This is a genomic window from Synechococcus sp. PROS-U-1 (assembly GCF_014279755.1).
Classification (GTDB): Bacteria; Cyanobacteriota; Cyanobacteriia; order PCC-6307; family Cyanobiaceae; genus Parasynechococcus.
On sequence record NZ_CP047951.1, the window covers coordinates 1,457,477 to 1,480,695 of the forward strand.

The 23,219-nt window shown below is 53.3% G+C and carries 30 protein-coding genes and 1 pseudogene; 20 read left to right on the plus strand and 11 right to left on the minus strand.

The genetic code is table 11. From position 1 onward, the window contains the following. Positions 1–41: 41 nt before the first annotated feature. Positions 42–1,796, plus strand: coding sequence for a gamma-glutamyltransferase family protein (locus tag SynPROSU1_RS08075; protein ID WP_186572309.1), 1,755 nt, complete (start codon positions 42–44; stop codon positions 1,794–1,796). A 173-nt stretch (positions 1,797–1,969) separates the two neighbouring features. Here the strand turns inward: SynPROSU1_RS08075 and SynPROSU1_RS08080 are convergent, their stop codons facing one another. After that, positions 1,970–2,362 carry a DoxX family protein gene (locus tag SynPROSU1_RS08080; RefSeq protein WP_255444570.1) on the minus strand — a complete coding sequence of 131 codons (393 nt, stop codon included), beginning with the start codon at positions 2,360–2,362 and terminating at the stop codon, positions 1,970–1,972. 475 nt (positions 2,363–2,837) lie between these two features. On the opposite strand from SynPROSU1_RS08080, the gene SynPROSU1_RS08085 reads away from it, so the two are divergent. Next, on the plus strand, positions 2,838–3,011 hold the full coding sequence (locus tag SynPROSU1_RS08085) for a hypothetical protein (RefSeq protein ID WP_186570065.1): 174 nt from the start codon (positions 2,838–2,840) through the stop codon (positions 3,009–3,011). 56 nt (positions 3,012–3,067) lie between these two features. Continuing rightward, a complete protein-coding gene (locus SynPROSU1_RS08090) occupies positions 3,068–3,949 on the plus strand; it encodes a GNAT family N-acetyltransferase (RefSeq protein ID WP_186570066.1) in 882 nt (293 codons plus the stop codon). 29 nt (positions 3,950–3,978) lie between these two features. Here the strand turns inward: SynPROSU1_RS08090 and SynPROSU1_RS08095 are convergent, their stop codons facing one another. Next, positions 3,979–4,143 (minus strand): hypothetical protein, encoded by a 165-nt coding sequence (locus tag SynPROSU1_RS08095; protein ID WP_186570067.1) that lies wholly within the window; start codon positions 4,141–4,143, stop codon positions 3,979–3,981. 547 nt (positions 4,144–4,690) lie between these two features. After that, positions 4,691–5,110 carry a hypothetical protein gene (locus tag SynPROSU1_RS08100; protein ID WP_186570068.1) on the minus strand — a complete coding sequence of 140 codons (420 nt, stop codon included), beginning with the start codon at positions 5,108–5,110 and terminating at the stop codon, positions 4,691–4,693. 113 nt (positions 5,111–5,223) lie between these two features. Between SynPROSU1_RS08100 and SynPROSU1_RS08105 the strand changes: the two genes are divergently transcribed. Both SynPROSU1_RS08105 and SynPROSU1_RS08110 read left to right on the plus strand, forming a co-directional pair. Then, the gene (locus tag SynPROSU1_RS08105) at positions 5,224–5,400 is read left to right on the plus strand and encodes a hypothetical protein (RefSeq protein ID WP_186570069.1); all 177 of its coding nucleotides are present in this window, start codon (positions 5,224–5,226) and stop codon (positions 5,398–5,400) included. A gap of 131 nt (positions 5,401–5,531) precedes the next feature. Further along, positions 5,532–5,714 carry a hypothetical protein gene (locus SynPROSU1_RS08110; RefSeq protein ID WP_186570070.1) on the plus strand — a complete coding sequence of 61 codons (183 nt, stop codon included), beginning with the start codon at positions 5,532–5,534 and terminating at the stop codon, positions 5,712–5,714. Between the two features lie 589 nt (positions 5,715–6,303). On the opposite strand, the gene SynPROSU1_RS13970 is transcribed toward SynPROSU1_RS08110, so the two are convergent. Both SynPROSU1_RS13970 and SynPROSU1_RS08115 read right to left on the minus strand, forming a co-directional pair. Next, positions 6,304–6,426, minus strand: coding sequence for a hypothetical protein (locus tag SynPROSU1_RS13970; RefSeq protein ID WP_255444571.1), 123 nt, complete (start codon positions 6,424–6,426; stop codon positions 6,304–6,306). A gap of 90 nt (positions 6,427–6,516) precedes the next feature. Next, positions 6,517–6,786 (minus strand): hypothetical protein, encoded by a 270-nt coding sequence (locus SynPROSU1_RS08115; protein WP_186570071.1) that lies wholly within the window; start codon positions 6,784–6,786, stop codon positions 6,517–6,519. 161 nt (positions 6,787–6,947) lie between these two features. On the opposite strand from SynPROSU1_RS08115, the gene SynPROSU1_RS08120 reads away from it, so the two are divergent. From SynPROSU1_RS08120 to SynPROSU1_RS08135, 6 genes are all read left to right on the plus strand, one after another. After that, positions 6,948–7,733, plus strand: a complete 786-nt coding sequence (locus tag SynPROSU1_RS08120; protein WP_186572310.1) for a GTP-binding protein — start codon at positions 6,948–6,950, stop codon at positions 7,731–7,733. A gap of 5 nt (positions 7,734–7,738) precedes the next feature. After that, a complete protein-coding gene (locus SynPROSU1_RS08125) occupies positions 7,739–8,554 on the plus strand; it encodes a metallophosphoesterase (RefSeq protein WP_186570072.1) in 816 nt (271 codons plus the stop codon). A 378-nt stretch (positions 8,555–8,932) separates the two neighbouring features. Then, the gene (locus tag SynPROSU1_RS08130) at positions 8,933–9,187 is read left to right on the plus strand and encodes a hypothetical protein (protein ID WP_186570073.1); all 255 of its coding nucleotides are present in this window, start codon (positions 8,933–8,935) and stop codon (positions 9,185–9,187) included. 541 nt (positions 9,188–9,728) lie between these two features. Further along, a complete protein-coding gene (locus SynPROSU1_RS13840) occupies positions 9,729–9,875 on the plus strand; it encodes a hypothetical protein (RefSeq protein ID WP_222929867.1) in 147 nt (48 codons plus the stop codon). Between the two features lie 65 nt (positions 9,876–9,940). Further along, entirely contained in the window at positions 9,941–10,075 is a 135-nt protein-coding gene (locus SynPROSU1_RS13975; protein ID WP_255444572.1) for a hypothetical protein, read from the plus strand. A gap of 35 nt (positions 10,076–10,110) precedes the next feature. Beyond that, a complete protein-coding gene (locus tag SynPROSU1_RS08135) occupies positions 10,111–10,377 on the plus strand; it encodes a hypothetical protein (RefSeq protein ID WP_186570074.1) in 267 nt (88 codons plus the stop codon). A gap of 316 nt (positions 10,378–10,693) precedes the next feature. On the opposite strand, the gene SynPROSU1_RS08140 is transcribed toward SynPROSU1_RS08135, so the two are convergent. Both SynPROSU1_RS08140 and SynPROSU1_RS13980 read right to left on the minus strand, forming a co-directional pair. After that, positions 10,694–11,146, minus strand: a complete 453-nt coding sequence (locus SynPROSU1_RS08140) for a hypothetical protein (protein WP_222929868.1) — start codon at positions 11,144–11,146, stop codon at positions 10,694–10,696. Between the two features lie 2,915 nt (positions 11,147–14,061). Further along, positions 14,062–14,196: a hypothetical protein gene (locus tag SynPROSU1_RS13980; RefSeq protein WP_255444573.1), complete on the minus strand. Its 135-nt coding sequence runs from the start codon at positions 14,194–14,196 to the stop codon at positions 14,062–14,064. A gap of 1,086 nt (positions 14,197–15,282) precedes the next feature. Between SynPROSU1_RS13980 and SynPROSU1_RS08145 the strand changes: the two genes are divergently transcribed. Further along, entirely contained in the window at positions 15,283–15,561 is a 279-nt protein-coding gene (locus SynPROSU1_RS08145) for a hypothetical protein (protein WP_186572430.1), read from the plus strand. A gap of 13 nt (positions 15,562–15,574) precedes the next feature. Here SynPROSU1_RS08145 and SynPROSU1_RS08150 read toward each other — a convergent pair whose 3' ends face one another. Beyond that, entirely contained in the window at positions 15,575–15,721 is a 147-nt protein-coding gene (locus SynPROSU1_RS08150) for a hypothetical protein (protein ID WP_186570076.1), read from the minus strand. A 205-nt stretch (positions 15,722–15,926) separates the two neighbouring features. On the opposite strand from SynPROSU1_RS08150, the gene SynPROSU1_RS08155 reads away from it, so the two are divergent. The 4 genes from SynPROSU1_RS08155 (at position 15,927) to SynPROSU1_RS08170 (ending at position 17,458) form a co-directional block, all read left to right on the plus strand. Beyond that, positions 15,927–16,637 carry a phosphoesterase gene (locus SynPROSU1_RS08155; protein ID WP_186570077.1) on the plus strand — a complete coding sequence of 237 codons (711 nt, stop codon included), beginning with the start codon at positions 15,927–15,929 and terminating at the stop codon, positions 16,635–16,637. A gap of 68 nt (positions 16,638–16,705) precedes the next feature. Continuing rightward, the gene (locus tag SynPROSU1_RS08160) at positions 16,706–16,963 is read left to right on the plus strand and encodes a hypothetical protein (RefSeq protein WP_186570078.1); all 258 of its coding nucleotides are present in this window, start codon (positions 16,706–16,708) and stop codon (positions 16,961–16,963) included. A 4-nt stretch (positions 16,964–16,967) separates the two neighbouring features. After that, positions 16,968–17,189, plus strand: a complete 222-nt coding sequence (locus SynPROSU1_RS08165; RefSeq protein WP_186570079.1) for a gibberellin regulated protein — start codon at positions 16,968–16,970, stop codon at positions 17,187–17,189. Then, entirely contained in the window at positions 17,186–17,458 is a 273-nt protein-coding gene (locus SynPROSU1_RS08170; protein WP_186570080.1) for a hypothetical protein, read from the plus strand. The genes SynPROSU1_RS08165 and SynPROSU1_RS08170 overlap by 4 nt, the downstream gene beginning before the upstream one ends. 104 nt (positions 17,459–17,562) lie before the next feature. Here the strand turns inward: SynPROSU1_RS08170 and SynPROSU1_RS14155 are convergent. After that, positions 17,563–17,661, minus strand: a pseudogene (locus tag SynPROSU1_RS14155) (conjugal transfer protein TrbI); the annotation flags it as partial. 337 nt (positions 17,662–17,998) lie between these two features. Between SynPROSU1_RS14155 and SynPROSU1_RS08180 the strand changes: the two are divergent. The 3 genes from SynPROSU1_RS08180 (at position 17,999) to SynPROSU1_RS08190 (ending at position 20,964) form a co-directional block, all read left to right on the plus strand. Further along, complete coding sequence (locus tag SynPROSU1_RS08180; protein ID WP_186570082.1) at positions 17,999–18,190, plus strand: hypothetical protein; 192 nt, start codon at positions 17,999–18,001, stop codon at positions 18,188–18,190. A gap of 218 nt (positions 18,191–18,408) precedes the next feature. Further along, positions 18,409–19,023, plus strand: coding sequence for a helix-turn-helix domain-containing protein (locus SynPROSU1_RS08185; protein WP_186570083.1), 615 nt, complete (start codon positions 18,409–18,411; stop codon positions 19,021–19,023). Between the two features lie 360 nt (positions 19,024–19,383). Next, positions 19,384–20,964, plus strand: a complete 1,581-nt coding sequence (locus SynPROSU1_RS08190; RefSeq protein WP_186570084.1) for an iron uptake porin — start codon at positions 19,384–19,386, stop codon at positions 20,962–20,964. A gap of 95 nt (positions 20,965–21,059) precedes the next feature. Here SynPROSU1_RS08190 and SynPROSU1_RS08195 read toward each other — a convergent pair whose 3' ends face one another. Together SynPROSU1_RS08195 and SynPROSU1_RS08200 are read right to left on the minus strand one after the other, a co-directional pair. Beyond that, complete coding sequence (locus SynPROSU1_RS08195) at positions 21,060–21,290, minus strand: hypothetical protein (protein ID WP_186570085.1); 231 nt, start codon at positions 21,288–21,290, stop codon at positions 21,060–21,062. Between the two features lie 83 nt (positions 21,291–21,373). After that, positions 21,374–22,042 (minus strand): Fe2+-dependent dioxygenase, encoded by a 669-nt coding sequence (locus SynPROSU1_RS08200; protein WP_186570086.1) that lies wholly within the window; start codon positions 22,040–22,042, stop codon positions 21,374–21,376. 116 nt (positions 22,043–22,158) lie between these two features. Here SynPROSU1_RS08200 and SynPROSU1_RS08205 point away from each other — a divergent pair, with 116 nt between their 5' ends. After that, on the plus strand, positions 22,159–23,163 hold the full coding sequence (locus tag SynPROSU1_RS08205) for an extracellular solute-binding protein (RefSeq protein WP_186572311.1): 1,005 nt from the start codon (positions 22,159–22,161) through the stop codon (positions 23,161–23,163). Positions 23,164–23,219: the final 56 nt, after the last annotated feature.

Below are 23,219 nucleotides of genomic sequence, written 5' to 3' on the forward strand. Positions count from 1 at the left end.
CAACGACTCTGGAAGGTCTTCGCCTGCGTCGCCATTCGCCGATGCTCAGCACGCTGCTGCTGGTGCTGAGTTTCTGGGGTTGCGTTCCAGCGGGCTCGGCACCGATCAGCCGCAATGACCCGGAATCCACCGACCCTGGCCGCAAGGGCATCTCCAACGCCAGGGGATCAGCCGTGGTGGTCACCGCCAACCCCCTGGCCAGTACAGCTGCACTGGCGGTTCTCAAGGAAGGCGGCACCGCCGTCGATGCCCTGGTCACGGCGCAGGCGGTGCTGGCCGTGGTGGAACCACAAAGTTCCGGACTTGCTGGCGGCGGTTTCCTCCTCCACTGGGATGCAGAGCAGCGCCGCCTGGAGGTTCTCGATGGCCGAGAAGTGGCCCCCCAACGCAGCCGACCGGACGACCTGCTCAGCTCCTCCGGTGCACCCCTGCCCTGGCGAGAGGCCACGGCCAAGGCCAACGCCATCGGCATTCCAGGCACTGTGGCCTTGCTCTGGGACGCCCACCGAAATCACGGACGCCTCGCCTGGGCCCGAACCCTGCAACCGGCAATTCGCCTCGCCACTTCAGGGTTTCAACCGAGCCCGCGGCTTCTCCGCTCCCTGCGGCTGGTCCGGCGGTTCGGTGTGGCCCACAGCCCTACCTTTCAAGCGCTGTATCTCCCTGGCGGCAAGCCACCACCAGCGGATCAACCCTTCCGCAATCCCGCTCTGGCCCAGACCCTGATGCTGCTGGCCCGGGACGGTGGCCCAGCCTTCTATCAAGGGCCACTGGCAACGCGAATCCTCCACGGGGTCAACGCCCTGCAAGCCAGCGAAGCTGACTTCCGCGGCTGGAGGCCAGCCGATCTGAGCCGCTATGCCGTGCTGCAGCGCACACCCCTTTGCAGCCAGCAGTTGCAGCATCGGATCTGCACCATGCCGCCCCCCAGCAGCGGTGGCCTGGCCCTGCTGCAAACCCTGGCGCTGCTGAACCACAGCACCGATCTAGCTGGGTCCAGCGCCGCCGAACCGCTGATCTGGCAGCAATTGGCCCGCGCCCAGGCCTGGGCCGATGCCGACCGCCTCTACTGGGTGAATGACCCGCGCGATGGCGCAATTCCCACCGCAGGCCTGCTGGATCCGGCTTACATCGCGATCCGTGCCAACGCCATGGAGCACGCCAACGCAGCGGAGCCCACACCGGGTCTCCCACCGGGGATCGAGCGCTATCCCTACGGTCGACCTGATCGGGGCCGTGAACAGGGCACAACACAGATCACGATCGTTGATGGCTCCGGCAACATCGCCACCTACACCTCCTCAGTGGAGACGATCTTCGGGAGTCGGCACCTGGTGGCCGGCATGGTGATGAACAATCAGCTCACCGACTTCGCCTTCAGCCCCACACGCGGCGGTCAACCGGTGGCCAACCGTCGCCTGCCGGGACGTCGGCCGATGTCATCAATGGCGCCCACGCTGGTGTTCCGCAACGGCCAACCGGTGCTGGCCCTCGGCAGCCCCGGAGGGCGCAGCATTCCGCATCTGCTCAGCCGCGTGCTGCTGGCATCACTGGTCTGGAAGGAGCCGGCAGCGCAGGCTGTAGCCCTTCCCCATCTCTCCCGCCGAGGCAACACGCTGGTGATGGAAGACAATCCGCCGCTTCCCTGGCCGTTCCCGCCGGAGCTTCTGGCATCCGAAGGACGCCTGCGTCGTCAGCCCATCGGCAGTGGCACCGCCCTGGTGCAGTGGATGGAGGGCAGCTGGCAGGGAGCAGCAGACCCTCGCCGGGAAGGAACGGCCCTGGCTCTTCCGTAAGCAACCCCACACCGCGTCGTGAGCCAGCGCACAGCACCGGCTCAGCAAACGAGCAATCCTGAAACCACGGTGAACGACACGACATCAGCCTCGTCACCGCCTAGCGAGCGATCGCGATATCCAGACAGCCCCGCCCCATGGGGGGCTGTCCCATGCTCAGGGCGAAAGGCTGTTCAGCCCTTCGAGCGGATGTTCGTGAAGCTGGGCACCCCATTGCCCCAGGCGCGGGTGATGGCCAGGATCAAAGCACCGATCAGGGCCAGGTTGGTGAAGAAGCTGCCGTCAATCGGCACGGTGTGAAAAATCAGTGTGGTGGGAACCAGGAACAGCAGCAGTAGGGAGGCCCCCAGCACTGTGTTGCTGCCGAACACCAGCAGAATCGATCCCGCGATCAGCAACACAATCGCCGCCGCCAGAAGAACTGATGCCAGCGGCTCAGGAATGCCCTTGGAGGCAATGAAGCCCGCCGTTTCAGCGAAGTTGCTGAACTTGCCCGGCAGAGCAGCCACAAACAGTGCCGCCATCAGCACCCGGCCGAGGAAGTCGAACAGCTTCGAAGCAGTCATCGTGAGAAAAACCCGCAGGGGCACGTGAGTCGTGACCTGCACCCTAGAGAGCAACTGTTCATGGAGAACAACCATAAAAAACCCCTGAGGGGAAAGCCTCAGGGGTTGGTCCCCTCACGAACATCCGTCCGGCATCAGCGTCGCCCGGGAGGCTGCCACGCAGGGAGAGGAGAACCGGCCGCAGCGGTTCGGATCCCCCCTTTCCAAGGCTGAAAGCGCCAGCCGAGATCACATCACCCCGAGATCGGCGACCTGCTGATAGCGATATAGGTAGACATATCAACAAATGGGGGATGGAGATCCGGTTGCAGAGGCAGTAAGACGGGTGCATTCGAAGCCCAGCCATGAAGCTCGACCTAGCTCACGCACAACCGATGGGACATCTCATCGTTGAAGGAACCCACCGACCGTTCCACGCCCTTGCCTGCGCTCTCCGTCCAACAACAGTGCGGATCGGGCGCAAGATCTCAGACCGATGACAGCCAATCCGCAACGTTTTCTTGTTCGATACAAGAAAAACGACGGCAGCCGACACATGCTGCAACTCCATGCCTCCAATCGGCAGGAGGCACGAATCGTCGCCATGGAAACCAACGCCTACGTGCGCCGTTATCCAACCAGTGTGGAGTCGATTCTCCTGGCTGCCTGAAGCCGCCCAAAGATGAATCGAACGCTCAGGTTGCTGAATTCCTTGCCTGACTGTCGATGCTGGAGATCAAACCGTTCACGCCATCTGACCTCGACATCGTCACAGGTCTGGCCCGCGAACAGGATTTCGCCCCCGGAGTGGGCGATATCGAAATTTATGCCAACACCGATCGCCAGGGGATCTGGTTGGCATGGCACCACAACAAGCCTGTGGGCTGTATTGCCGCGGTGACCTACAACCCCGGCTACGCCTTCATCGGCCTGTTTGTCGTGAAGCCAGAGCATCGCGGCCAGGGAATCGGCCGTCGTCTGTGGCAACACGCCTTGAAGACCCTGAACAGCGTGGAGTGCATCGGCCTGGAAGCCGCAGTTCAAATGGTGGGCTTCTACGAAAAAGCCGGTTTTCAAAAGGACTGCGTCACCACTCGCCGACAGATGTTGTGCCGGAGCGACCAATCGCAACACCCGAAAACAAAACTGCTCAACCGCAGCGACATCAACGTCGTCTCATTGCGCGACATCTCGCTGGAGGCGATTCAGCGTTACGACGAACGCCATGAAATAAGCCCGCGGCCCCACTTCCTTGAACTCTGGCTGCGCCACAGGGCTGGAGATGTCTTTGTGGCCATGGATGCCAAGGGGGAATGCCATGGCTATGTGCGCATTCGCCCCTGCCTGCTCCCGATTGGCGACGGTTGGCGGGTGGGTCCCTGGCTGGCGGAAGATGCTGGCATGGCCTCGCTGTTGCTCAACAACGCCATGGACCGTCACAAGGGAGTTGTTCTGATCGACACCCCGGGGCACAACCCCTCCGCCAAGACGATCACGATGGCGAAGGGCTTCAAACCCATGGGCTCAACGGTGCGGATGTACAAAGGCGTGATGCCCAAAGGCCACGATCGCAACGTTTATGGCCTGGCCTGCCTCGAGTTGGGTTGATCTACCCGAGAAGACCTGAACGACAAGGATCACTCCACGAGGAATTCACTGCGCAAGGCCCGCGCATCCTGTATCCGTTGCCCCATAGCGAGCTCACGCAGACGTGTGTTCAACCAGGCGCGCAGTCGGGTGGATGACACCGACTTGTTCAGCAGACCGTCCGAGAACTCAGGCGTGCCAAAGGGGATGGTCATCAACCACGAACGGTGGTTCAGGTTAATCAGATCGCAGCCACGGCATTTCCACTGTCAGCCAATTCACCCCATCAAGGCAATGCGTGTTCGTGCTGATTGCAAGGGCACGACCCACCCCCAAGAATGTGTCCATCGAGATCGGAGGGGTCCATGCGCGACGACGGTCCAACCGAGCAGACGTCAGAAGCAAGCTGACTTTCAGGCCCCTGCTCCAACAGTTTTCACACCTCTTGTCGGGTTAGCCCTTCGACAGACCTGTGCGAAAGGCCAGGCCGATCGGCATTCCATCTGCACCGTGCCAGGTGCCCTAAGGATCCCCATTGCCCGACCCCTTGGAACATGGCCCCAGGCGCCACGAGCCAGACGCTTCGACCTTCCTTCAGCCCACGATCTGATGGATGACGTCATGCACAAACGAGCGATCTAGGCCGCCTGTTCATCGGAACGGGACGGTCGCTCCAACCCTGAACAACACCGTTCAGACGAAGCCCTCCGATCCCCTCCGTCAAAGGGATCGGGGGGTTTCTGCTGGGGAGGCTTGTGTGAATCAGGCGTTCGGCTTTCGATCTGCCTGTCGCAGTTGCTCCCGCAGGATGATCGGATCATCACAGTGGGATCGCCGATACAACGCCTTGATTTTTCGCGATTCCTCATCCAGCAACTCCAATTCGACCGCATCGGCCATCCCGACCGTGAAATCTTCGATCTGGCGGTCTTCAAACTGATTTTCCAGAGCCATTAACTCCTTCAAGGAATCGCTCATGTAGAGACAACTGGACGCCATCAATTTGAGATTGTCCTGGATCTTGATATCCGCCTTCTCCCTCATGTCCCTTGCCTTTTCAAGGGTGGCAATAAGGTCGCCGCTGGCGGACTCTTCGATCGTTGCGGCGAAGACCGATGGAGTTATTGCACAACCCAGCACCAGCACCAGCAGCAACGCCAGAACGGATTGCAGAACCTTCATCCGAGCTTCAACAGACACATCACGTTAAGGGGGCTCTCCGTTGGAACAAGTGTTGACATCGCGGTTCAACGGAAGACATCGCCTGCGATGAGACCAGTCCACAACACAAGACCATGGCAACTACAACTGCCAAAACCCAACTGCTCGACCTGCTCACCGAACCCCTCAAGGGTTGCAAAGGTCTCCACGTCGACCAACAGCATCCGATGCGACGCGTGATGCGCATGCCCGATAGGAAGGTGCGGGATCACCTTGATCAACTCAAGGCAAGTCATTGCTCGAGAACATGAGGCGCCCCGGAACAACGAACGCAATCCCTAAAAAAGACTGAGAGATGCAAAGAAAAGCGAACCCGTATCAAATGTCTCAGTCAAGTCCAGCCCCGTTTCCGTAGGACGATGTCGCCTTCAAGCGTCAACCTATGGCTGAGTCCCTGCATCTGCCGTACTCCGTTCAGGGCAGCGGAACCGTCGAATCCATAGGGCATCATTTCTATCGGGTCTGCGGCCCAGCCGGATGCACCGTCGTGATGGGCCTCAGCAATGCCCTGTACCTGAGCCGAAACATTCCTGAGGCGAACCAACACAACCGCTCGCGCCGATAAGGCAGGCGCAGCCACCGCTGGCAAGGCCAGTGCATGTCAGTTCAAGAGGTGAGCAGAGCACTGGAAAGTCGCCTTGCTCACACCAGCACCAACGGTATAAATCGCAGGGTGCAGACAAACATTCGCTGCAGCAATCCCCATCACCCGACGGTCTGCACCAGCTCTTGGCGCAAGGCGTAAATAACACTCACCATTCCCTGGTTGTGGTGCACCACAACATTCACAAACAGGCTTTTCATTGCCTGCTGAGCGACAGCTTCAAGAACGAGCAAACGCTGCATGTAGCGCCAGTGAGCGTTATGTTGGAAAACCCCATCACCCGGCCCGCCCCAAAAGCGGTTTTTTTTGTGACTACCCCCAGATACAGCGTTCTGGGGCAAAGACGGAGCGCGGTCACAAAAAAGGGAGGGTTCCCTAGTCCCTCCCCTTGTCTGACGCATATTCCCCCTGTTCTGAGCTAGGGGTCACCCTCTCATTGTGTATCGATAAGAACCAAACGGCATCGGTGATTCCACCTAGGGGCAGACAAGCAGACCTAGGGCACCGATCGAAACAGCGCACGGTTGATGAACCAATAGACCAAGTCGACTCAAGGATCCAAAACACTGGCATCAAGTTGGCAATCGGGATTGAGCTTGATCAACATCCAGAGCAACATGGCCGAACAATCACGGTCGCTGACGCCGTAGTCGTATTTCCAATCAGTCACCATAGAAGTGAGCTCATCTTGAGCCTGGCTGACAAATTCATCGCTCCATTCCTGCACGAATCACCCCCCAGAAACCCAGCCCAGACGTTGACCTCACTCCTCTTCGAAATCCTCTTCTCTGACGTAAAAAGGTTCATCCACACCGGGTTCATCATTTTCCAGAACGAGAACTTTTAAGGAGTCATCACTTTCAAAAACAAAAAGACCATCTTCGTCGGGATGCACCCCCTTCATTTCGGGATGCTGATTGACGAGGCGCTTCAGACGCCGGTTCTCCTTCCAGAAGTTGAAGCCCTTTTCAAACAGGTAAACAATCAGTGCCAAGTTCACCAGCGCAAGGGCAAGGAACTCCAAGGCCTGCATAGGTCAAAACCGAGTTCTGATGACCTTAGCGAGAGATGCAAGCAGGGCCAATAGCAATGGATACCAACCTCCTCGCCATTTCCGCGCCATGGAACCGAAGCGCGACAAGGCCGCGACAACTGAGCATAATGAGAATGATTCTCGAGCTTGTGGAGGCTGCGATGGGTCATGTGGTCCTGATTTCAGGCCCCCCCGGGTGCGGAAAAACATCCTGGGCACTCCAAACGCTCCAGGACCACGTCGGCCCCTGCGCTTACCTGCGACTGGAGGAAGAACAGGAAGCGGGGCTCGAGCAGGGCGAAGACAGCGGGATCGACCTGAGCTGGCTCAAAGACCAGATCCCCAGGCTGGAAGAGGTGACGCCATCCAACGCAGCAGCGCTGAAGCACAGGAACGATGCACTCACCTTGATCGAAGTTCAGAGGTTCCACACGCCCAGCCATGGAGGAATCAATGGCTACGGGATCAACGTCCGCTCGAAGCTGGACGCATTGGAACTTCAACCTGACCAAGTCATGCACTTTGGGCGAGACCCAGAGTTGCCTTCGAATGACACCTTGGAGTTCAGCAAGCTGGAGGCCTGGCATGCATCCCTCTCAGGTTGTGTCTGGGACCCAGACAGCCTCAGCAGCTTCTGGTTTGAACTCGTCAATGGCGCCTATGGCGATGTGTACCGCGCCAAAGGGCTGATCAATCTCCCCGATGGGCGTTCATTTTTCTGCAATTGGATGGTGAGTCAGCAGGGATCTCAGTTTCTGCCACTGGACACCACAGCTCCACCCCAGGGACGCCCCAGTCGCACCTCAGAACTCGTTGTACAAGGCAAGGCACTCAACCCAGAAGGGATCCAAACAACCATCAACGACTGCCTGCTTGCAGATGACGTGCTCGCCATGCAGCAACAACAGCTCCGGCAACAACAACCAACACCTTTATCTGAAGGCTGATCGACATGAAGCATGCCGTTATCTCCTGTTTGCACGCCAACCTGGCAGCGGTTGAAGCCGTTCTCGACGACATTGATCGTCAAGGCATCAAAACCATCACCTGTCTTGGCGACCTTGTTGGTTACGGACCTCAGCCCAATGAGGTGGTGGAGCTGGTGCGTCAGCGCGAAATTCCTACCTGCCAGGGGTGCTGGGATGAAGACATTATTGACGGATTGAACGCCTGTGAATGCAGTTATCCCTCCCAGCTAGCGGAACGGCGAGGCCATCGTGCCCACCACTGGACAGCCGCAACACTCACTGAGGAGAACAAAGCCTTTCTGGCGCAACTTCCCATGACATTGCGCCGAGACAAGCTGCTGTTTGTTCATGGCAGTCCGAACAGTCAACACGAATACCTGTTGCCTGACATGAATGCATTTGCGGCCCTTGAGCGAGTGGAAACAGCTGGAGCGGAAACCTTGTTCTGCGGTCATACGCATCAGCCGTATGTGCGTGAACTACGTGAGGGCTCCATTCGCATGAAGGTGCAACAACGCGATCAGGGCACACCGACGGAACATGAGCTGGACCTGCCGATGCGAAGGATCGTCAATGCAGGTTCAGTAGGAGAACCTCGTCACGGGAGCACAAAGGCGACCTACGTGGTTCATGACGACAGCGATGGAGACGTGAGCATTCGAGAGGTCGACTACGACGTCGCCAAAACCTGTCAGACCATCGTGGATGTGGGTTTACCAGAGGTGTTTGCCTGGAGGCTCAGCCACGGCTTCGAATATGCCGAACGGGCTGAAGATGCCAGCCACGTGTGTGAGCGCTGAACAACCAAGCCAAATCACAAGCAATCCATGGCTTCTCAGTCACACCTACGGCGCAGCACCAGCAACAGCGATCTGCGCAGAACCAGGGAGCAAGACCAGAAGGGTCGATCGCGGACAGCTCCTCAGGGGTGGGTCCACTTGAGCCATGAGCTGCTGCCTACAGGTTCTTGCTGTTGGGTAAGGCCTGGGCGAGATCTGTCATCCGGCTTCGGCTTGAGCATCATGTTCCGCTCATCGCAACCATGCGGCAAATGAGCGTGAACTTGCATCGTTCCGGAAGGATCAGGCCATCGTTAATCAGTCTTTTCTATAGTTATAAAACCGTCTCAATTCATTAAAAGCACTTGCAAGTATCCTGATGAGAATCAAAAGGAAAAGTTGAACCCCGGAACAATCCGTCGATTAATCCTCACGCTAGCCACTGGATATTTAACGATATTCGGAGTCAGGCAAATTCCTTATGAGTTCGAGAATGAATGGCTCGTCATCATCCCAGCTTTGGTGCTGGTCTATGCCCTAACGGTGTGGGTCGAGGGCTTGATCTTCAAAGAAGATGCACCTGCTGTAGAAGCAAAGAAGAAGCCCAAAGCAAAGCTGCCAAACAAATCAACACAAGGCTTTGGAGCCGAGTGACATTGAAGGTCTGCTCAATTTTTTAAGATCTCCAAGGCAATCCGTATGTTCAAGCAAGGCCACCAATCAAGTTCGGTTCTTGATCACAGAGAGAATTGATCATCGAAATGGTGTCGTTCAGCAGCCAACCCTTGTGCTGTTCACTTGGGCCTGAATGTTCATGATCATCGTCGAAAGGCTCATTGGCTGCCAATCCCTTGTGGAGAACGCAGCGACCTGATCGACGATCCCAGCCACCTCCAGCAGGGAACAACGGCCTCCTGCTCAACGCCGTCAGGGGGAAGCGTGAAGGCGTCAGCGTCTTGTTGCTGAGGCTTCAGACAGCTTTGTCCGTTTTGGTTCAATCGACCACAGCTGTGGGTTTTGCCATGGACAAGGCTCCTGAGCCGGGCCCACCCCCTGTGTTGCAAAGTGCTGACGTAAGTAATTTTGCTCCCTGGACGCAGGCTGCTGGGTGTCTAGGTTTCGTCAGTCTCTATTCCGTAGGCCCCCTCTCGAACGCAAAAGGCCCTGTGTCTGTCGCAGTCGGGAACGCCAATTGATGACTGACCTCACCCTCAGGATGTCTCACGCACTGCGCGAAGCGCAGCTGCTGCGTTTGGAAGCCTCCTTGGCCTCCAAGGCAACCGGTAAGCCTCAGGCCAAAACGGAAGCTTCCAAAGACAAGAACGTGAACGGACGCGACTGATCGCAACAGTCCGAACGCATCTCTTGATCAGATCGCCATATTGAGAAGCATCCGGTACCTGCCGGATGCTTCTCAATAGTTGTGCTGTGGAGCCACTGCTCTCGATCGTCTTGGGTGTCGTGCTGGCGTGGGGGATCACGCGGGTGATCATCGGGCTGAGCGACCGTGCCCGCCGTCGCAGTCGTTCTGGAGACGATTGAGGTTCAGCCCCGGCGCGGCTGGCTCCTGACACAACATGGCTGCCGTTCATTTGGTCAACGCCATCGCCTCATCTGAACGGCACCGCACCACGGGCCGGGCTGAAGGTGGCTGTGGACGTTTCAGTCGCATGGGACCTCCATCCAATGGTCAACTACAGCCATTGGGCGCCGAAGCGAAAGCTGACTCCTCTTCTGAACGGGGGGAGTCAGATTGGCGTTTCACACCGGTGGAGAGCACAACCTTCCGCGCAGGCATGCCGTCGCCACAATCGGTCGATTGGCCTCAGCAATCGGACCAATAAAAAAGGCAAGGTCCCACCCCTGCCTCTCCTTATTCACGACGATCAGGCAGACCTGTGAGCCGCCTCGCTTCAGTGTGTAGTCATTGGCTACAGAGGATCATCAGTAATTCCACCTACCCAGGGACAAGCCCCAATCCACAGAGGGACCAGCAGCCCACTTGAGGCAAGACAGGCCAGGTGGCCAGATGAAGTGTGGGATAACCAGCTCTGCAGCCTGTGGATGTAAAGCAGCTGTTGAGGCAAAGCTCTCCGTTGATTCGCGGAGCAACGACCAAAGTGTGTGTCTTGTTAGGTACCGAACTGATTGGGTCTCGTTTCAGCCACGCACAATCCGGCCGCCAAGACATCGGTCAGAGATGGTCCAGAAACCTGCTGCTGCTTTCAGGAGGTCAATGTTCCCCCTGAAGTGATCAGGTGCATAAGGGTTGTTCCAATACCAGAGGTCAGACGCAAGTCCCACGAAAAGAACCCTGTTCGTTTCTGATGGACGTGGAATGCGTCGGTGAGGGTTCCAATGCTGATCGCCCTTGAAGAGCACGGAGGTTCCGTCACTGTTGTCGTGCTGGTCATTGAACGACCACCAGACACTCCCGTAGCCATTGGATTGACCCGTCAGGAATGTTCCCAGCGTTTCCCTGCCCTGAACCAACTCGCCCTTGAGGGAAAGAGCAGTTCGTTCAGTCAGCAAAATCTTGATCGAAGGCACCTCTTCACTGGTGAGTTCGCAAACCAGGGGGAGCGGCACTGCACGTGCGGGTAGCGCAGCCACCAGCAAGAGGAGCAATGGCCTTACCAGCGCCCTCATCGACGCCATTCTCATGGATCCACCTCAGTCAGAACGGCTCCCTCCTCGTTCAGCACTCTGGTTTTCCTTCCGATCATCCTGGCAATCCGCTTTGCTGATTCAGAGGCAACCGCCAGCGACGCTTCAGTCGTGTGAAGGTGCCATTCCATGAAAGGGTTCAGTTCTTCGACTCGGAACTGCCCACCTGCCACACCCATCAGTCGCCCTCAAAGACTTTGGTGACTCGCTCTTGGAGTGTCATGACCTCGACGCCAGGCGCAGATGCATGGCCCATGGGTGAGTGTCTCGCTTCGTCAGAACAGACCAGAGACTTGGCACGGCACGCCGTTCCCACGATCGGTCGGTCGGCCCCAAAAGGCAATGAGCACGACAGCTGATTGCCTGGTGCTCCGCCACTGACGAGAGTGTGTTCATCGAGATCGGAGGAGCCCATGACGGCCGACACTCCACCTGAGCACATCGCAGAAGCAGCCTGACTTTTTTGGCCCCTGCTCCAACTTTTCAACCCAACCGTGAGCACTTCGTCTGTGACGACACTGATGTGCGTCTGATCAGTCGACACTCCTCTGCACCGTGATTAGGTGCCCCTTAGGAGTTCTGTTTCACACCTGGTCCCAATGGCCCCAGGGTTGCCACAAGCCAGACGCTTCGACCTTTTTCTTTCAGTTCACTGTTCTTCGATAAAGCATTTCGCTTCACGAAACCAGCTTCACTGATTAGGTCGACTGCAATGCACAAACGAGCGAGTTAGGCCGTCTTTCCATCGGGGAGGAACGGCCAAGCAAATCTGAACATCCCTGTTCAAGACTTATCCCCTCAGATCCCTGTCGTCTCAGTGGGTTTGGGGGGTAGTTCTTGTCAACGATATAAACAACTGTAAATAGTTTCCTCAAGGAGTCCCTAAGGAAGAGAAGGGGTGTCTTGAGGGTATCCAAGGCCTCTAAATCCACACATCAGGAGAGGTCGACGGGCTGCACCAGGGTCCGCTGACCAGCCCAGAACCTCCTGGAACACCCCAGGAGCGACCTCTGGAAGGGAGACCAATACCGTTTGGGAACTAAATACTAAGATCAAACATAAGAGGAAATTTTGCTGAGAATTCAATTGAAAACCATCACGCGCCAGATACCATTTTTGACCTTTTTCCGTATATTGCGTCAACCCTTGAACTGAACACAAGGTTGATACAAGGTCGTTGATACAAATACCCATAACAACGATCACGGAATATGGAACAATCCTTTGTTCGGTTTCAACCTAGACCTAAGGCAGACATCAGGATCGGTGCATCAGTGCCAGCTGAGTTCCACGAGAGGATCCAGAAGTATTGCGAGGAGAACCACCTACCCATCTAAACGTGGTGAGGTTTGCAATTGCCAGTTCATGAGAGAGGTCTGACGGCTCTCTCAGTAATGGAATAAGGCTCACAGAGGAGAGTGTGTATATATCGTTCAGTGTTATGAGAAAGAGACCAAAAATACTAGAATCATTTCTATTCATTGCTCTATTAGCCATCACCCTTCTATAGATGATTGGGTTGATGATTGATCAAGGGGCTTTGGGGTAAAGAGCTATCAGCAATACAAGGGCAATTGGAAGTGGTTCTGGCGACCAAGGGAAAGATGTCTGAAACAAACTTTAGAAAGAATAATTTTCTCTGCATTCAGAGTCTCTATCAATCTTTTCGACATTAAGTCGGGATAATAACTTTGTGCGGTCATCTATTTGTTCGGGAGTAACATTATCCCAATCAATAAGCCGGTACGTCCTCATTGCTTCGTCGTTCAGTATCTTCGCTGATTCTGCTATGCATGCTCTGATCTTGACCCAGTCTTTTTTGACAGCAGCCTTCTTTGCGCTCAAGCTTGCCAAATAAACACAAGCAGCAATCAGCAAAAGAATGATTGGCCCTGTAAGTGATTTCATCGTATCCGATTCATCACAAAGGAAATCACAATAGATAGAACGACGCTGCCAATGATCGAGACATGCAGGTCAAGAAAGAAGTTAAGAGCCAGAAGGATTACTACAAATATGACGAGTTGTTTAAGATAAGTCATGAAGACAGATGATTTAATTGCACTTTAGCGATTGATCATCATATTGCAATCAACAGATAGACGGGAGGCAATCAAATGCATCCGAGAGTCGACAAAGTTGCGGGAACAGATGACTGGCTACTCAGAACTACGCTAGAAAGGATTAGATGCCTGTTCGCATGAATCCCTATTTCTTAACTAATTATCTTACTCACTTGCTTGGTCGCCTGCAAGGTTATTGTATCAGCATTCAATAAAACATTACTAACTGGAATGGATCTTGTGGTTCTGTTGATAGCAGCATTGATAATACTGACTGTTGGCAGTTAGATGAAATCAACTTCAGATGCCAAGCGATCCATGAAATTCATAACCTTCCTCAAGCTCTCAGTTCTTGTCGCTTCTCAGCTGTTCAGCATATTCATTCTCCTTAGCGGAATGGTATGGATAGATTTGGGATGTAAGGGTTCCTACGAAATGTGCGAGAACATAGAATTTTTTTGGTTATACGGTGGTGTACTAACGACGATTGTGCTTCACACATACTTGGCATTTAGAGTCGGCACAAGTAGAAGACGCAACCGTCAGTCAAGGCGGACCTGGGAACAAAAGTAGTGATCGTATCTATCTAAGGGGCTTTGGGGTGAAGAGTTATTGCCAGTAACCCTTGTCAGATTCATCTGATCGACCTAGACCAATTTCACACGACATTCCTGAATAGCTTCCTCAGTGATCTGACCGCGTTCAGACGAGTATTCACCATCATATATGAGGTGATCATTTGTCTCGAAGGCTGGCTGCCTTTCAGGTGAAACCCGTCATTACTGGCGGTCAATCTGGTCATTGAGTCGGTTGATGGAGAAGTTCCAGATGCTCAAGTCGCTCTCGAACCTCCAGGTCTGGCATCGACATCACCCGCTTCATCAGGCTGTGCCTGTAAACGTTGAGCCCTTTGCAGCCCCTGAGGGGTTCCATCAGTCGATCATAAAGATGGGCTTTTGCACTGGTTCCTGTCATTTTTGTTTCGGTGGTAGCGATCTAAAAATTCGAAAAGCATCTCTGTGGTCCCAATCGCTGCTGCAATAACGGCAATGGAAATCATGACGATCAAGATAGTGGAGAAGGTTGTAACGGGAGCTGGATAACGCAAATGATGACGCCTTCATGTCCCTTGCATGTCTTGGCTTAGATTAAAAACAAATCAGAATTTTTTCAAGGCAAAACCAGCATCAATCTGAATGCATAACAGAGCCAATGGATGGATGAATGGGAACCAATAATTCTCCCTTTAACATATCTCACCTGATTCTTTTAACTTCAACATTGAAAACGACTCTTTTTTTATTCCGAAGCTGGTCTAAATGGACAGATTCGCCCCATTAGACGTCAGGACTCTGATGCAAGAGTTAACAGCCGCAAGCATGCCTCAACGTGACCAAGCTCTTGCCTCATGAGGTTGCAGCCAGGCGAATGATGCAGCATGAACAGCGGGAGCAGCAATTGTGTTTTGACGTTGCATTTGATCTCTCTGATGTGTGGGGCTCACACCCCGTAAACACACCATCGCTGTTCCGGGGAGAAATCACGTCCCCCATCTGAGGGATTGAGACCCGAGGCAAGCTCCCCCATTCCGGGGATGTCGGCCAATGAAGCTCGGGGAAGACTGGTGTTCAATCAACAGCAGGCTCATGATTCAACTACCGAACCTGGAACTGAAACCAGAACGAGACGAACTGGTGAAACTGATGAGTGCTCACTTCAAGCGAACGCCCGGGTACCTCAAGACCAAGGCTGAATTCACTCAGTTTGTAAATCGCATGGGGAATCGGAATGTCCTTGACTGTCTTGCCGTCATCAGGCAGTAATCACAGCCCCATAGGAGGGGTCAATCCTGTCGATCCGAGGCGTCTTCTTCAGATCGCAGATAACGTTTGCGTTGAGCCGACTCAAGCCCCGAGGTCTCTACTTTGTCGCTGTCTTGCGTGTTGGGAATGGCGTCCTCTGCTGGATCCTCAGGCTTATCTAGCCCCATCAGCAAGGGGTGAATTCCTCTTCTGCTCATTGGTCGGTGACGTTATTTGGTTCGCGCGTGCTGGCATTTCAGCCCAACCGCGTTGTGGATCAATGTTATCGATGATTGCCCGGGGCCGCGATGCCAGCACGAGCGGAACCGTTCAGCAAGTCAACCTCTGCCAAGCAGCGGAATCCTTTAGCTTGCATCTTTCAACAGCCATTCCGATGATTCCCGAGCCTTACGAACCCTTTGACTCCAACAGGAAAGAGGACACAATTTTTTTGCTGGGATCAATGTTTATTGTCACTTTCCTGTTTCTCCTGTGAAACAAACCTCGGTTCAGAAAGCAGCCTGACTCAGGAATGGAAAGACTGACACAAGTCCGTCGACGAGCATCTGAACAGCAATAGCAGTCAACATCAACCCCATCACTTTTGCGAGTGCTTGCAACGCTGATGCTGCTGGCGAAACGTTCGCCAGCAGCATTCGTCAAGATCGGCTGTCGAATCGCAGAGGCAGGGCTATAAGACTAGTGAGAATGATTCTCGGTTGGATTGAAGCACCCAGCAAAAGAAGCACGACGCAGGCGCAACAGCAGGCACAACACCGCCCACGTCGGCATCAAGAAGCATTGGCATGAATGCAGTCTTGAAGTTTGCCCCATCAACAACGACACACGGAAAGAGCGCTGATGGAACGCTGGGCCCTGGTGAGTGGTCTCCATGGAGACCTGGATCTCTACGAACAGATCCAAACAGAGTTGAAGCAACAACGAGGTGTTGCGAATCTCTTTGTTCTCGGCGATCTGATCGGATCACAACGCAACTGCAATTCACTTCTTGAGCGTCTGAGACATCCAAGACGCACGGATCTGCAGCCCGAATGCATCTATGGATGGTGGGAGGAGCAGCTGCTCGCTGAGTGCGGCTACAGAGGAGACCGAAAAGCAGAAAGTCTCAGAGAAGAGCACGGCGAGGCTGGTGTCAGTGAGCTGCTTGCTGCCGTGGATGCAGACCATCTCAACTGGCTGGCATCGCTGCAATTCGGATTCATCGAACTCGACTGCGCTCTGATTCATGGCAGCTCGGCTGATGTTGGTGATCGGCTGACGGAAGACACATCAGCACTGGTACTGCTGGATCGCCTGACTCGGCTGGATGTCAATCGGCTCTTCACAGCGCGGTGTCAGCGTCAATTCCGGCTTGAGCTCTCCGCTGGGAGCATCCAATCACTTGTGAAGGACCATGCCGGTGAACTGCAAAGCCAACAGGACGTGCCCAAGCGAAGCGTGATTGGAATTGGCGAAGGCAAGAACTACACCCTCTATGACCCCGCAACGGATCACATCGAGTTTCGAAGTGCTGGAAATCCATCCCAGGCATCAGGCCGTGGGTTTGGCTGATTCCTCAGCGATCCAAGGCGGCCCAACACACCGAGGGTTTATACGCTGGGATCAATTGAAAACGGTGCATGGATGCTCACAGCGAACAGCAGCTAACGGTTCGCGAAATGGTGCGAGCTCATGCTTACCCCGTGCTTGCCGCCATCAGCAGCCTCAGTCTGCTCTGCATTGCTGTTCTGTTGATTCCGCAGGCCATCAAAACCGATCGCTACAACCGCTGCATCGATGCGCAGATCGCGATGCGGGCCAGCATCAACCCCAAGGGAGAAACAGCCCCCGGCAAGATGAACTACCTGAAAGCCGTCGAACACTGCGAAGGCTTCTAAACCAATGCGCGCTATCCAACCATTAACGGCACTTGCCCTCGGCCTCTTGCCCCTCTTGGTGGAGCAAACCCCAGCCTTGGGCCACGGCAAAGGCCTCTACGCCACCGAGGCCGAAGCCCAGGAGCGGGCCGCTGAAATCGGATGCGCCAGTGTTCACGAGAACAACGGACGCTGGATGCCCTGCGCTGATGAACGGGAGCTCCACAGACAGTTGCGCAAGCAATGAAACCGAGCATCAAAACCAGCCGTCGAGCGCGACGCATCCATCGCTGGCTGGTGCCAATCGCGGCTGCACCTCTGTTGATCACAGCCGGAACCGGCTCCCTTTACAGCCTGCTGCTGGAGAAGAACATTGATGCCTTCTGGCTGCTCAAGTTGCACACAGGCCAGTTCGGCTGGCTGAACCTGCAGCCCGTCTACCCCATCCTGCTGGGAGGGCTCACGATTGTTGTGACCGTGTCTGGGCTAACGATGCTGCTGAGGCCAAGCCGTTGATGGGAGCAACTCCCCATCAGCCCTGAGCATCAATCAGCACAAGTGCAGCCACAGGAACCAGTGCCATGGCAAGGCTCGTGATTGGGGTGTCCAGTGGCACAGGCATCGGAGCAGTAACTCTGACCGTTGAGCAACACGGCCTTCGACTCCTGGACCTCGCATGTGCAGCGCTCGCAAGCACAACGAAGCATGGTGGAGGGCATAGCAGAGAATTTATCTTTCGATACCTATAGAGCTTTAAAGCCAGAGAAGGAAACAACAAGCTCAAACAAACACAAAGAGAGAACAATCAAGCGAGAATGATTATCACTTTAAGCCAATACGCCGCCCCACGAAAGCAACGACGCATATACAGAAATGGCGAAGAGAGGGATTGCATGCACCAAAGGGGAATGTCACAAAAAGCCTCAGGAAGCAAACACAAACGATCAGAAAAAGTGCAAACTACACAAGATGCAACCATTTACTACGCGCAGAGGTACATAAAAATGCGAACAAGGAACTAAGTACGAAAGAATATGCTGACTGATCATCGAAGACATGCAATCAGAAAACAAGACCAAAAAGATTCATAGAGCCAACACCCTGAACGAAATCAAAGATTGGTGTTTTCGACGCGCATCCCACCTATCGCTTGAAGGCCAGCATCAAGCTGCTCAGGCACTGACCAATGAGCACATGGAGACCCTGAAGAAGATCAGGCCGGAAAAAATGCTTTGGTTGAAGCGTTAACAGACGGGGAACTACTATCTCGACGACGAAGCGTGTCGTATCGCAACTCAAAAAGAGCAAATATCACAAGAAAAAGCAATACAAACGATCCGATACGTGCTATAAAAACCACTAAATGAAAAAAACATTTTGAGCAAATATTTCATACCTAATAAAAAAACACAGGACTGCATAGAAGCTACTTTAACAAGCAACAAAAGCTACAAGGCCGCACGTCAATGAGCACGTCGCGTAGCCATGGCTCCATCCAAGCCAGAAAAATAACGCTGAGTGCCTCAGAAACAGTGATTCTTGAGAAGCCAAGAAATGGAATGCATGTGGAGATTGAAGTAATTCACGGAATCACCAGGCTGGGAACTCACGATGAAAGCAACAAAAACGATTTAACTCTTGCTTTTGCAAGCAGATCTGAACCATGCAAATTCAACTATCCAGATGAATTGCTAATCATTGTAGAAGCAATAACCGAAACAAGTTACTGGTTGAAATACGAAAAATCAACAGAGGAATATATCAACGACAGCATCATGGACTGGATCCTAGAGCTACATATCGTGAGACACGAATCAAATATTGAAAGGCGAATTATAAAATTATTTCAACTACTGACAACAAGGTTGGGCAGGCGAACGACAGACGGTTATCTCCTGGAACACACCCTATCTCACGCACGCATTGCTGAAATCATTGGGTCTTCAAGGTCTACAGTATCAAGAAGCATAAGCTCTCTGAGAAAAACAGATAAGATCTACATCGATGAATTAAAAAAACAATTGATATTGCCCGCAGAGAACATCAGTGACCACAGCGACACGTTCCACCCTTCCATTTAGAGCACTTAGACTTCTTACACCCCTTTTTTTTGCTTTGCCGCAAAGCATTCTCGGAAGAATCAGCCATGATCCGACAAAAGTCAGTCTCTGAACTTTAATCCCATGTGCAGACTTGAGACCAGGGGAAGAGTAAAAAAAAGCACAAAAAAGCATGTCTTCTGATCCAGACCATAAAAGCCTGTCGAAGACTTAGATCACATGAAACACGCTGGGAGAGGTGCCTGGGGCAAGACACCGATCCCAACGAACAACGCAACGTATAAAAAGCTACCTTGAAGTGCGCAAAACGAGTAACAGCGAATACAGCGCAGCGACATTATGGGCATGCCCATTTTGGGCTTTCCTGTGTGAGGAATTCAAATGAAGCTTTTCCAGCAACTGCTGGTGGCTCCTGCTGCCCTTGGCCTTCTGGCCAGTGGCGCTAATGCCGCCGAGCTCAACATCAACGGCGTCTCTGATTACGCCTCGTCTGCTGATCAGGTGACAAGCGTCACCCAGTTCTCTGACGTCTACCCCACCGACTGGGCCTATCAGGCTCTGGCCAACCTGGTGGAGCAGTACGGCTGTGTGGCCGGCTACCCCAACGGCACTTTCCGTGGCAACCGGGCCATGACCCGCTACGAAGCGGCTGCCCTGCTGAACGCCTGCCTCGACCGGATCACTGAAGTGACCGACGAGCTGCGTCGCCTGCTCAAGGAATTCGAAACCGAGCTGGCCATCCTCAAGGGTCGCGTTGACGGCCTCGAGGCCCGCGTTGGCGAACTGGAAGCAACCCAGTTCTCCACCACCACCAAGCTTCGTGGTCAGGCTGACTTCTTCACTGGCGCAGTGAAGTATGACGATCGCGATGAGTGCAACAAGAAGGGTGGTGACTGCAACAGCGATGGATTCAGCTTCTCCTATCGCTACACACTGAACCTCGACACCTCCTTCACTGGCAAGGATCGCTTGTACACCCGTCTGCGCACGGGCAACATGAAGAACGTCTGGACCCAGTCCGACTCCTATCTGGCTGATGCCAAGAGCGGCGACAACACCATCAAGGTGGACAAGCTCTGGTATAGCTTCCCGATCGGTAACGAGTTCAAGGTCACCGTTGGTGCGTTGATCGAGAACTACTACATGATCGAAACACCCACCCGTTACAAGCCGATCCTTAAGGCATTCAAGCTGGGTGGTTACGGTGCTGTTCTGGGTGCCAGCACGGGTCAAGGCTTTGGTGTGCAGTGGCGTCAGGATGTCGATCCTGGTGATGCAGCCTTCAACATTGCTGTGAACTACGTTGCCGACGGTGGTGACGGTGCGAAGAGCGGTTCCAAAAAGCAAATGTTCGGTGAAGACACCGATGCTTACCTGCTCAGCCAAGTTGGCTACGGCAACCGCAAATGGCATGTTTCAGCGCTCTACGCTCTGAAGAATGCTCAGCAGGACAAGGTTTGTGTAACTGACGAGCTGGGTGTGAAAACCTGCACGATCAACACAGAAGCCAAGGCGGCCATGGGTTACTCCACACCCACGGCAAAGAATCTGGCTCACCCTCTCCACGCCGTTGGCCTTCGCGGCTACTGGTCACCTGAAGACAGCGGATTCATTCCTACCATCAGTGCAGGTATTGATTTCGGATGGTCTGATAGTGAATACCGCGGCAACTCTGAAGCCGTTAAGGGCTGGATGGTTGGTCTCAACTGGCCTGATGCCTTCATGGAAGGCAACAAACTGGGGCTTGGCTTCGGTTCCTACTCCAGCTATGCCACTGAAGTTCAAGGCAATGGAGGGCCTGGCGATGAAAACTTTGCCATCGAAGGTTATTACGATTTCCGTGTAACCGACAACATCACCATTACACCTGCTGTGTTCTGGGTTGATGATGCAAAGGGCAAAGATCAAGTTGATGGTGCCAACAAATTTGGCGGTCTCGTCAAGACGACCTTCAAATTCTGATCCTGATTTGGTCAACAAAAGGGCGCCCCACGGGGCGCTTTTTTTTGCCAAAAAAAAGAGGGGCAAACGCCCCTCCAAGAATCAGGTAAACAGATTTACCAGCAGTTCTCACCCTCACCAATGGGTACACAAACATCCTCTTGCTCTGCCTTTTTCTTTAAGGCAGCTGCATCGGAGTCCATCACGCTTTCTTCGTCAACACCCTGGTCGGTGTTCCATTCTTGAAGTCCACCAGCATTCTGAGAATGGGCAACTGGAACAGCCGCAGAGGCGACGAGAAGCGAAGTGGCAGCAACAAAAACAGAAATTGCGGATGGCCTGGACATAACAAGACGCAAATTTCTATTATGCCAAACATCAAGCTTAACGAGGCTTGAAGGACGCAATAAGAAGCATCAAAAGCTACAAATCAGGACGATAAACGTCGAACAGCATTGGTGTAACTTTGAAAAATCAGATCCAATTCATCGGATCGACCATAACGGGCAAGCATTCCGCGAGCCCCGGCATCAAGATTAAATAGCAGGGAACGATCTTCCAAGGACTTCACATAGCTTTCAATCCAACCAACGCAAACAAATCGTGTTCCACTTTCTACAGGTTGAACACAATGCAGCGTGGAGGAAGGATAAACAACAACTTGACCAGCAGCCAATCGAAATTCAGTCGTCGTCTCTCCACCACTTTGAATCGACAACGAGCCACCCTGATAGGAATCATGATCACTCAAGAAAACTGTAAATGAAAGATCACGGCGTCCATACCGAGAGAAAGGATTATCGACATGCCAACCATAGCTATCACCAGAGCTAGATCTAGAAATCAACAGGCTATGAACCTTCCGAATAAGTGAAAAACTCTTAATCAGTGGATCGTTGGTCAGCGCATATGAAATTCGCTTCGTGATCGAAATGGTGAGCTCCGAATCAGGGGCAAGTTGATGATTCTGTTTAACTAACGCCGCCTGATCACCTGCAGTTAGACGACCATCACGCCAAGGCAGGTCAGGAGCCAAGAGTCGCTGTTGAATATCTTTGATTTCGTCATCAGGCAACAACGTATGGGTAAGAAATTCCATGGTTCACAAAGAAGAAGGCATTGAACAGCTCTTAGCATTTGCTACATAAACTACGTTCATATAAAGCTGACAACGCACTTAAGCGAAGTAAGGTGGGTTGGTATGTGATTCTAGACATGCTCAGATTCTTTGCGCCCTTGCTTCTAGCCGCCCCACTCATCGCTATACCCTCAGTGGAGGCAAAGGAAGTAAGGGTTTACTCGGGCCGTCATTATAATACTGATAGGAAAGCGTTCAAACAATTTAGCCAGCAAACCGGAATCAAAGTAAGGCTGATCGAGGCAACAGGCATCTCACTTGTCGAACGGCTTAAACGAGAAGGAAGCAATTCAAAGGCAGATGTCATCTTGTTGGTCGACTCGGCAAGAATTAACAACGCAGCACAAGCGGGACTCCTGCAACCAGTCAAAACACAAAAGCTGATAGAAAACATTCCTGCGCGGTATCGAGATCCCTCCAATCGATGGTTTGGATTCACAAGGCGCGTCAGAGCAATCATCGTAAATCCAAAAATCATTGATCCAAATACAATTAAGACCTATGCAGATTTATCCAAGCCAAGTTTGAAAGGCAAGCTTTGCCTGCGCAAAAGAAAAAACGTCTACAACCAATCGCTTGTTGCCGACCAAATCGTTCTGAAAGGCAAAGCGAAAGCGAGTGCATGGGTCAAACAGATGGTGGGCAACGTAAACCAACCATACTTCTCTGGTGACGTTTCACTGATTCGTGCAGTGGGACAAGGAAAATGTGGCGTTGCACTGGTCAATCATTATTACTTGGCGAGAATGCAGGCAGGAGCAAGCGGAAAGAATGATCAAAAAATCACGTCAAACATAAAACTGATTATGCCTAACCCAGCACATGTAAATATTAGTGCGGCTGGTGTTGCGAAATCAGCCAAGAATAAAAAAGAGGCAATTCAGTTTATAGAATTTCTTTCATCACCACAGGGAACACGATTAATTGCCGGCCCAACATATGAGTACCCATTAAAAGGGCTTGGAACAGCAAAAGAGTTGAAAAGATTTGGAGAATTCACTCCTGACAATGTTGCAATAAGCACCCTTGGTTCCACACAAAAAACTGCAATACAGGTGATGGCAAATGCAGGTTGGCGTTGACTCAGCACCAAAAGAAGTAGAAATACACATGAGAGTTATTCTCTCTTGATAATGAC

Coding starts and splice junctions, on each gene's coding strand:
- SynPROSU1_RS08075 (WP_186572309.1), top strand. CDS start 42: ATGCTCAGCACGCTGCTGCTGGTGCTGAGTTTCTGGGGTTGCGTTCCA.
- SynPROSU1_RS08080 (WP_255444570.1), bottom strand. CDS start 2,362: ATGACTGCTTCGAAGCTGTTCGACTTCCTCGGCCGGGTGCTGATGGCG.
- SynPROSU1_RS08085 (WP_186570065.1), top strand. CDS start 2,838: ATGACAGCCAATCCGCAACGTTTTCTTGTTCGATACAAGAAAAACGAC.
- SynPROSU1_RS08090 (WP_186570066.1), top strand. CDS start 3,068: ATGCTGGAGATCAAACCGTTCACGCCATCTGACCTCGACATCGTCACA.
- SynPROSU1_RS08095 (WP_186570067.1), bottom strand. CDS start 4,143: ATGACCATCCCCTTTGGCACGCCTGAGTTCTCGGACGGTCTGCTGAAC.
- SynPROSU1_RS08100 (WP_186570068.1), bottom strand. CDS start 5,110: ATGAAGGTTCTGCAATCCGTTCTGGCGTTGCTGCTGGTGCTGGTGCTG.
- SynPROSU1_RS08105 (WP_186570069.1), top strand. CDS start 5,224: ATGGCAACTACAACTGCCAAAACCCAACTGCTCGACCTGCTCACCGAA.
- SynPROSU1_RS08110 (WP_186570070.1), top strand. CDS start 5,532: ATGGCTGAGTCCCTGCATCTGCCGTACTCCGTTCAGGGCAGCGGAACC.
- SynPROSU1_RS13970 (WP_255444571.1), bottom strand. CDS start 6,426: ATGGTGACTGATTGGAAATACGACTACGGCGTCAGCGACCGTGATTGT.
- SynPROSU1_RS08115 (WP_186570071.1), bottom strand. CDS start 6,786: ATGCAGGCCTTGGAGTTCCTTGCCCTTGCGCTGGTGAACTTGGCACTG.
- SynPROSU1_RS08120 (WP_186572310.1), top strand. CDS start 6,948: ATGGGTCATGTGGTCCTGATTTCAGGCCCCCCCGGGTGCGGAAAAACA.
- SynPROSU1_RS08125 (WP_186570072.1), top strand. CDS start 7,739: ATGAAGCATGCCGTTATCTCCTGTTTGCACGCCAACCTGGCAGCGGTT.
- SynPROSU1_RS13840 (WP_222929867.1), top strand. CDS start 9,729: ATGACTGACCTCACCCTCAGGATGTCTCACGCACTGCGCGAAGCGCAG.
- SynPROSU1_RS13975 (WP_255444572.1), top strand. CDS start 9,941: ATGCTTCTCAATAGTTGTGCTGTGGAGCCACTGCTCTCGATCGTCTTG.
- SynPROSU1_RS08135 (WP_186570074.1), top strand. CDS start 10,111: ATGGCTGCCGTTCATTTGGTCAACGCCATCGCCTCATCTGAACGGCAC.
- SynPROSU1_RS13980 (WP_255444573.1), bottom strand. CDS start 14,196: ATGGAACCCCTCAGGGGCTGCAAAGGGCTCAACGTTTACAGGCACAGC.
- SynPROSU1_RS08150 (WP_186570076.1), bottom strand. CDS start 15,721: ATGCTGCTGGCGAACGTTTCGCCAGCAGCATCAGCGTTGCAAGCACTC.
- SynPROSU1_RS08155 (WP_186570077.1), top strand. CDS start 15,927: ATGGAACGCTGGGCCCTGGTGAGTGGTCTCCATGGAGACCTGGATCTC.
- SynPROSU1_RS08160 (WP_186570078.1), top strand. CDS start 16,706: ATGGATGCTCACAGCGAACAGCAGCTAACGGTTCGCGAAATGGTGCGA.
- SynPROSU1_RS08165 (WP_186570079.1), top strand. CDS start 16,968: ATGCGCGCTATCCAACCATTAACGGCACTTGCCCTCGGCCTCTTGCCC.
- SynPROSU1_RS08170 (WP_186570080.1), top strand. CDS start 17,186: ATGAAACCGAGCATCAAAACCAGCCGTCGAGCGCGACGCATCCATCGC.
- SynPROSU1_RS08180 (WP_186570082.1), top strand. CDS start 17,999: ATGCAATCAGAAAACAAGACCAAAAAGATTCATAGAGCCAACACCCTG.
- SynPROSU1_RS08185 (WP_186570083.1), top strand. CDS start 18,409: ATGAGCACGTCGCGTAGCCATGGCTCCATCCAAGCCAGAAAAATAACG.
- SynPROSU1_RS08190 (WP_186570084.1), top strand. CDS start 19,384: ATGAAGCTTTTCCAGCAACTGCTGGTGGCTCCTGCTGCCCTTGGCCTT.
- SynPROSU1_RS08195 (WP_186570085.1), bottom strand. CDS start 21,290: ATGTCCAGGCCATCCGCAATTTCTGTTTTTGTTGCTGCCACTTCGCTT.
- SynPROSU1_RS08200 (WP_186570086.1), bottom strand. CDS start 22,042: ATGGAATTTCTTACCCATACGTTGTTGCCTGATGACGAAATCAAAGAT.
- SynPROSU1_RS08205 (WP_186572311.1), top strand. CDS start 22,159: ATGCTCAGATTCTTTGCGCCCTTGCTTCTAGCCGCCCCACTCATCGCT.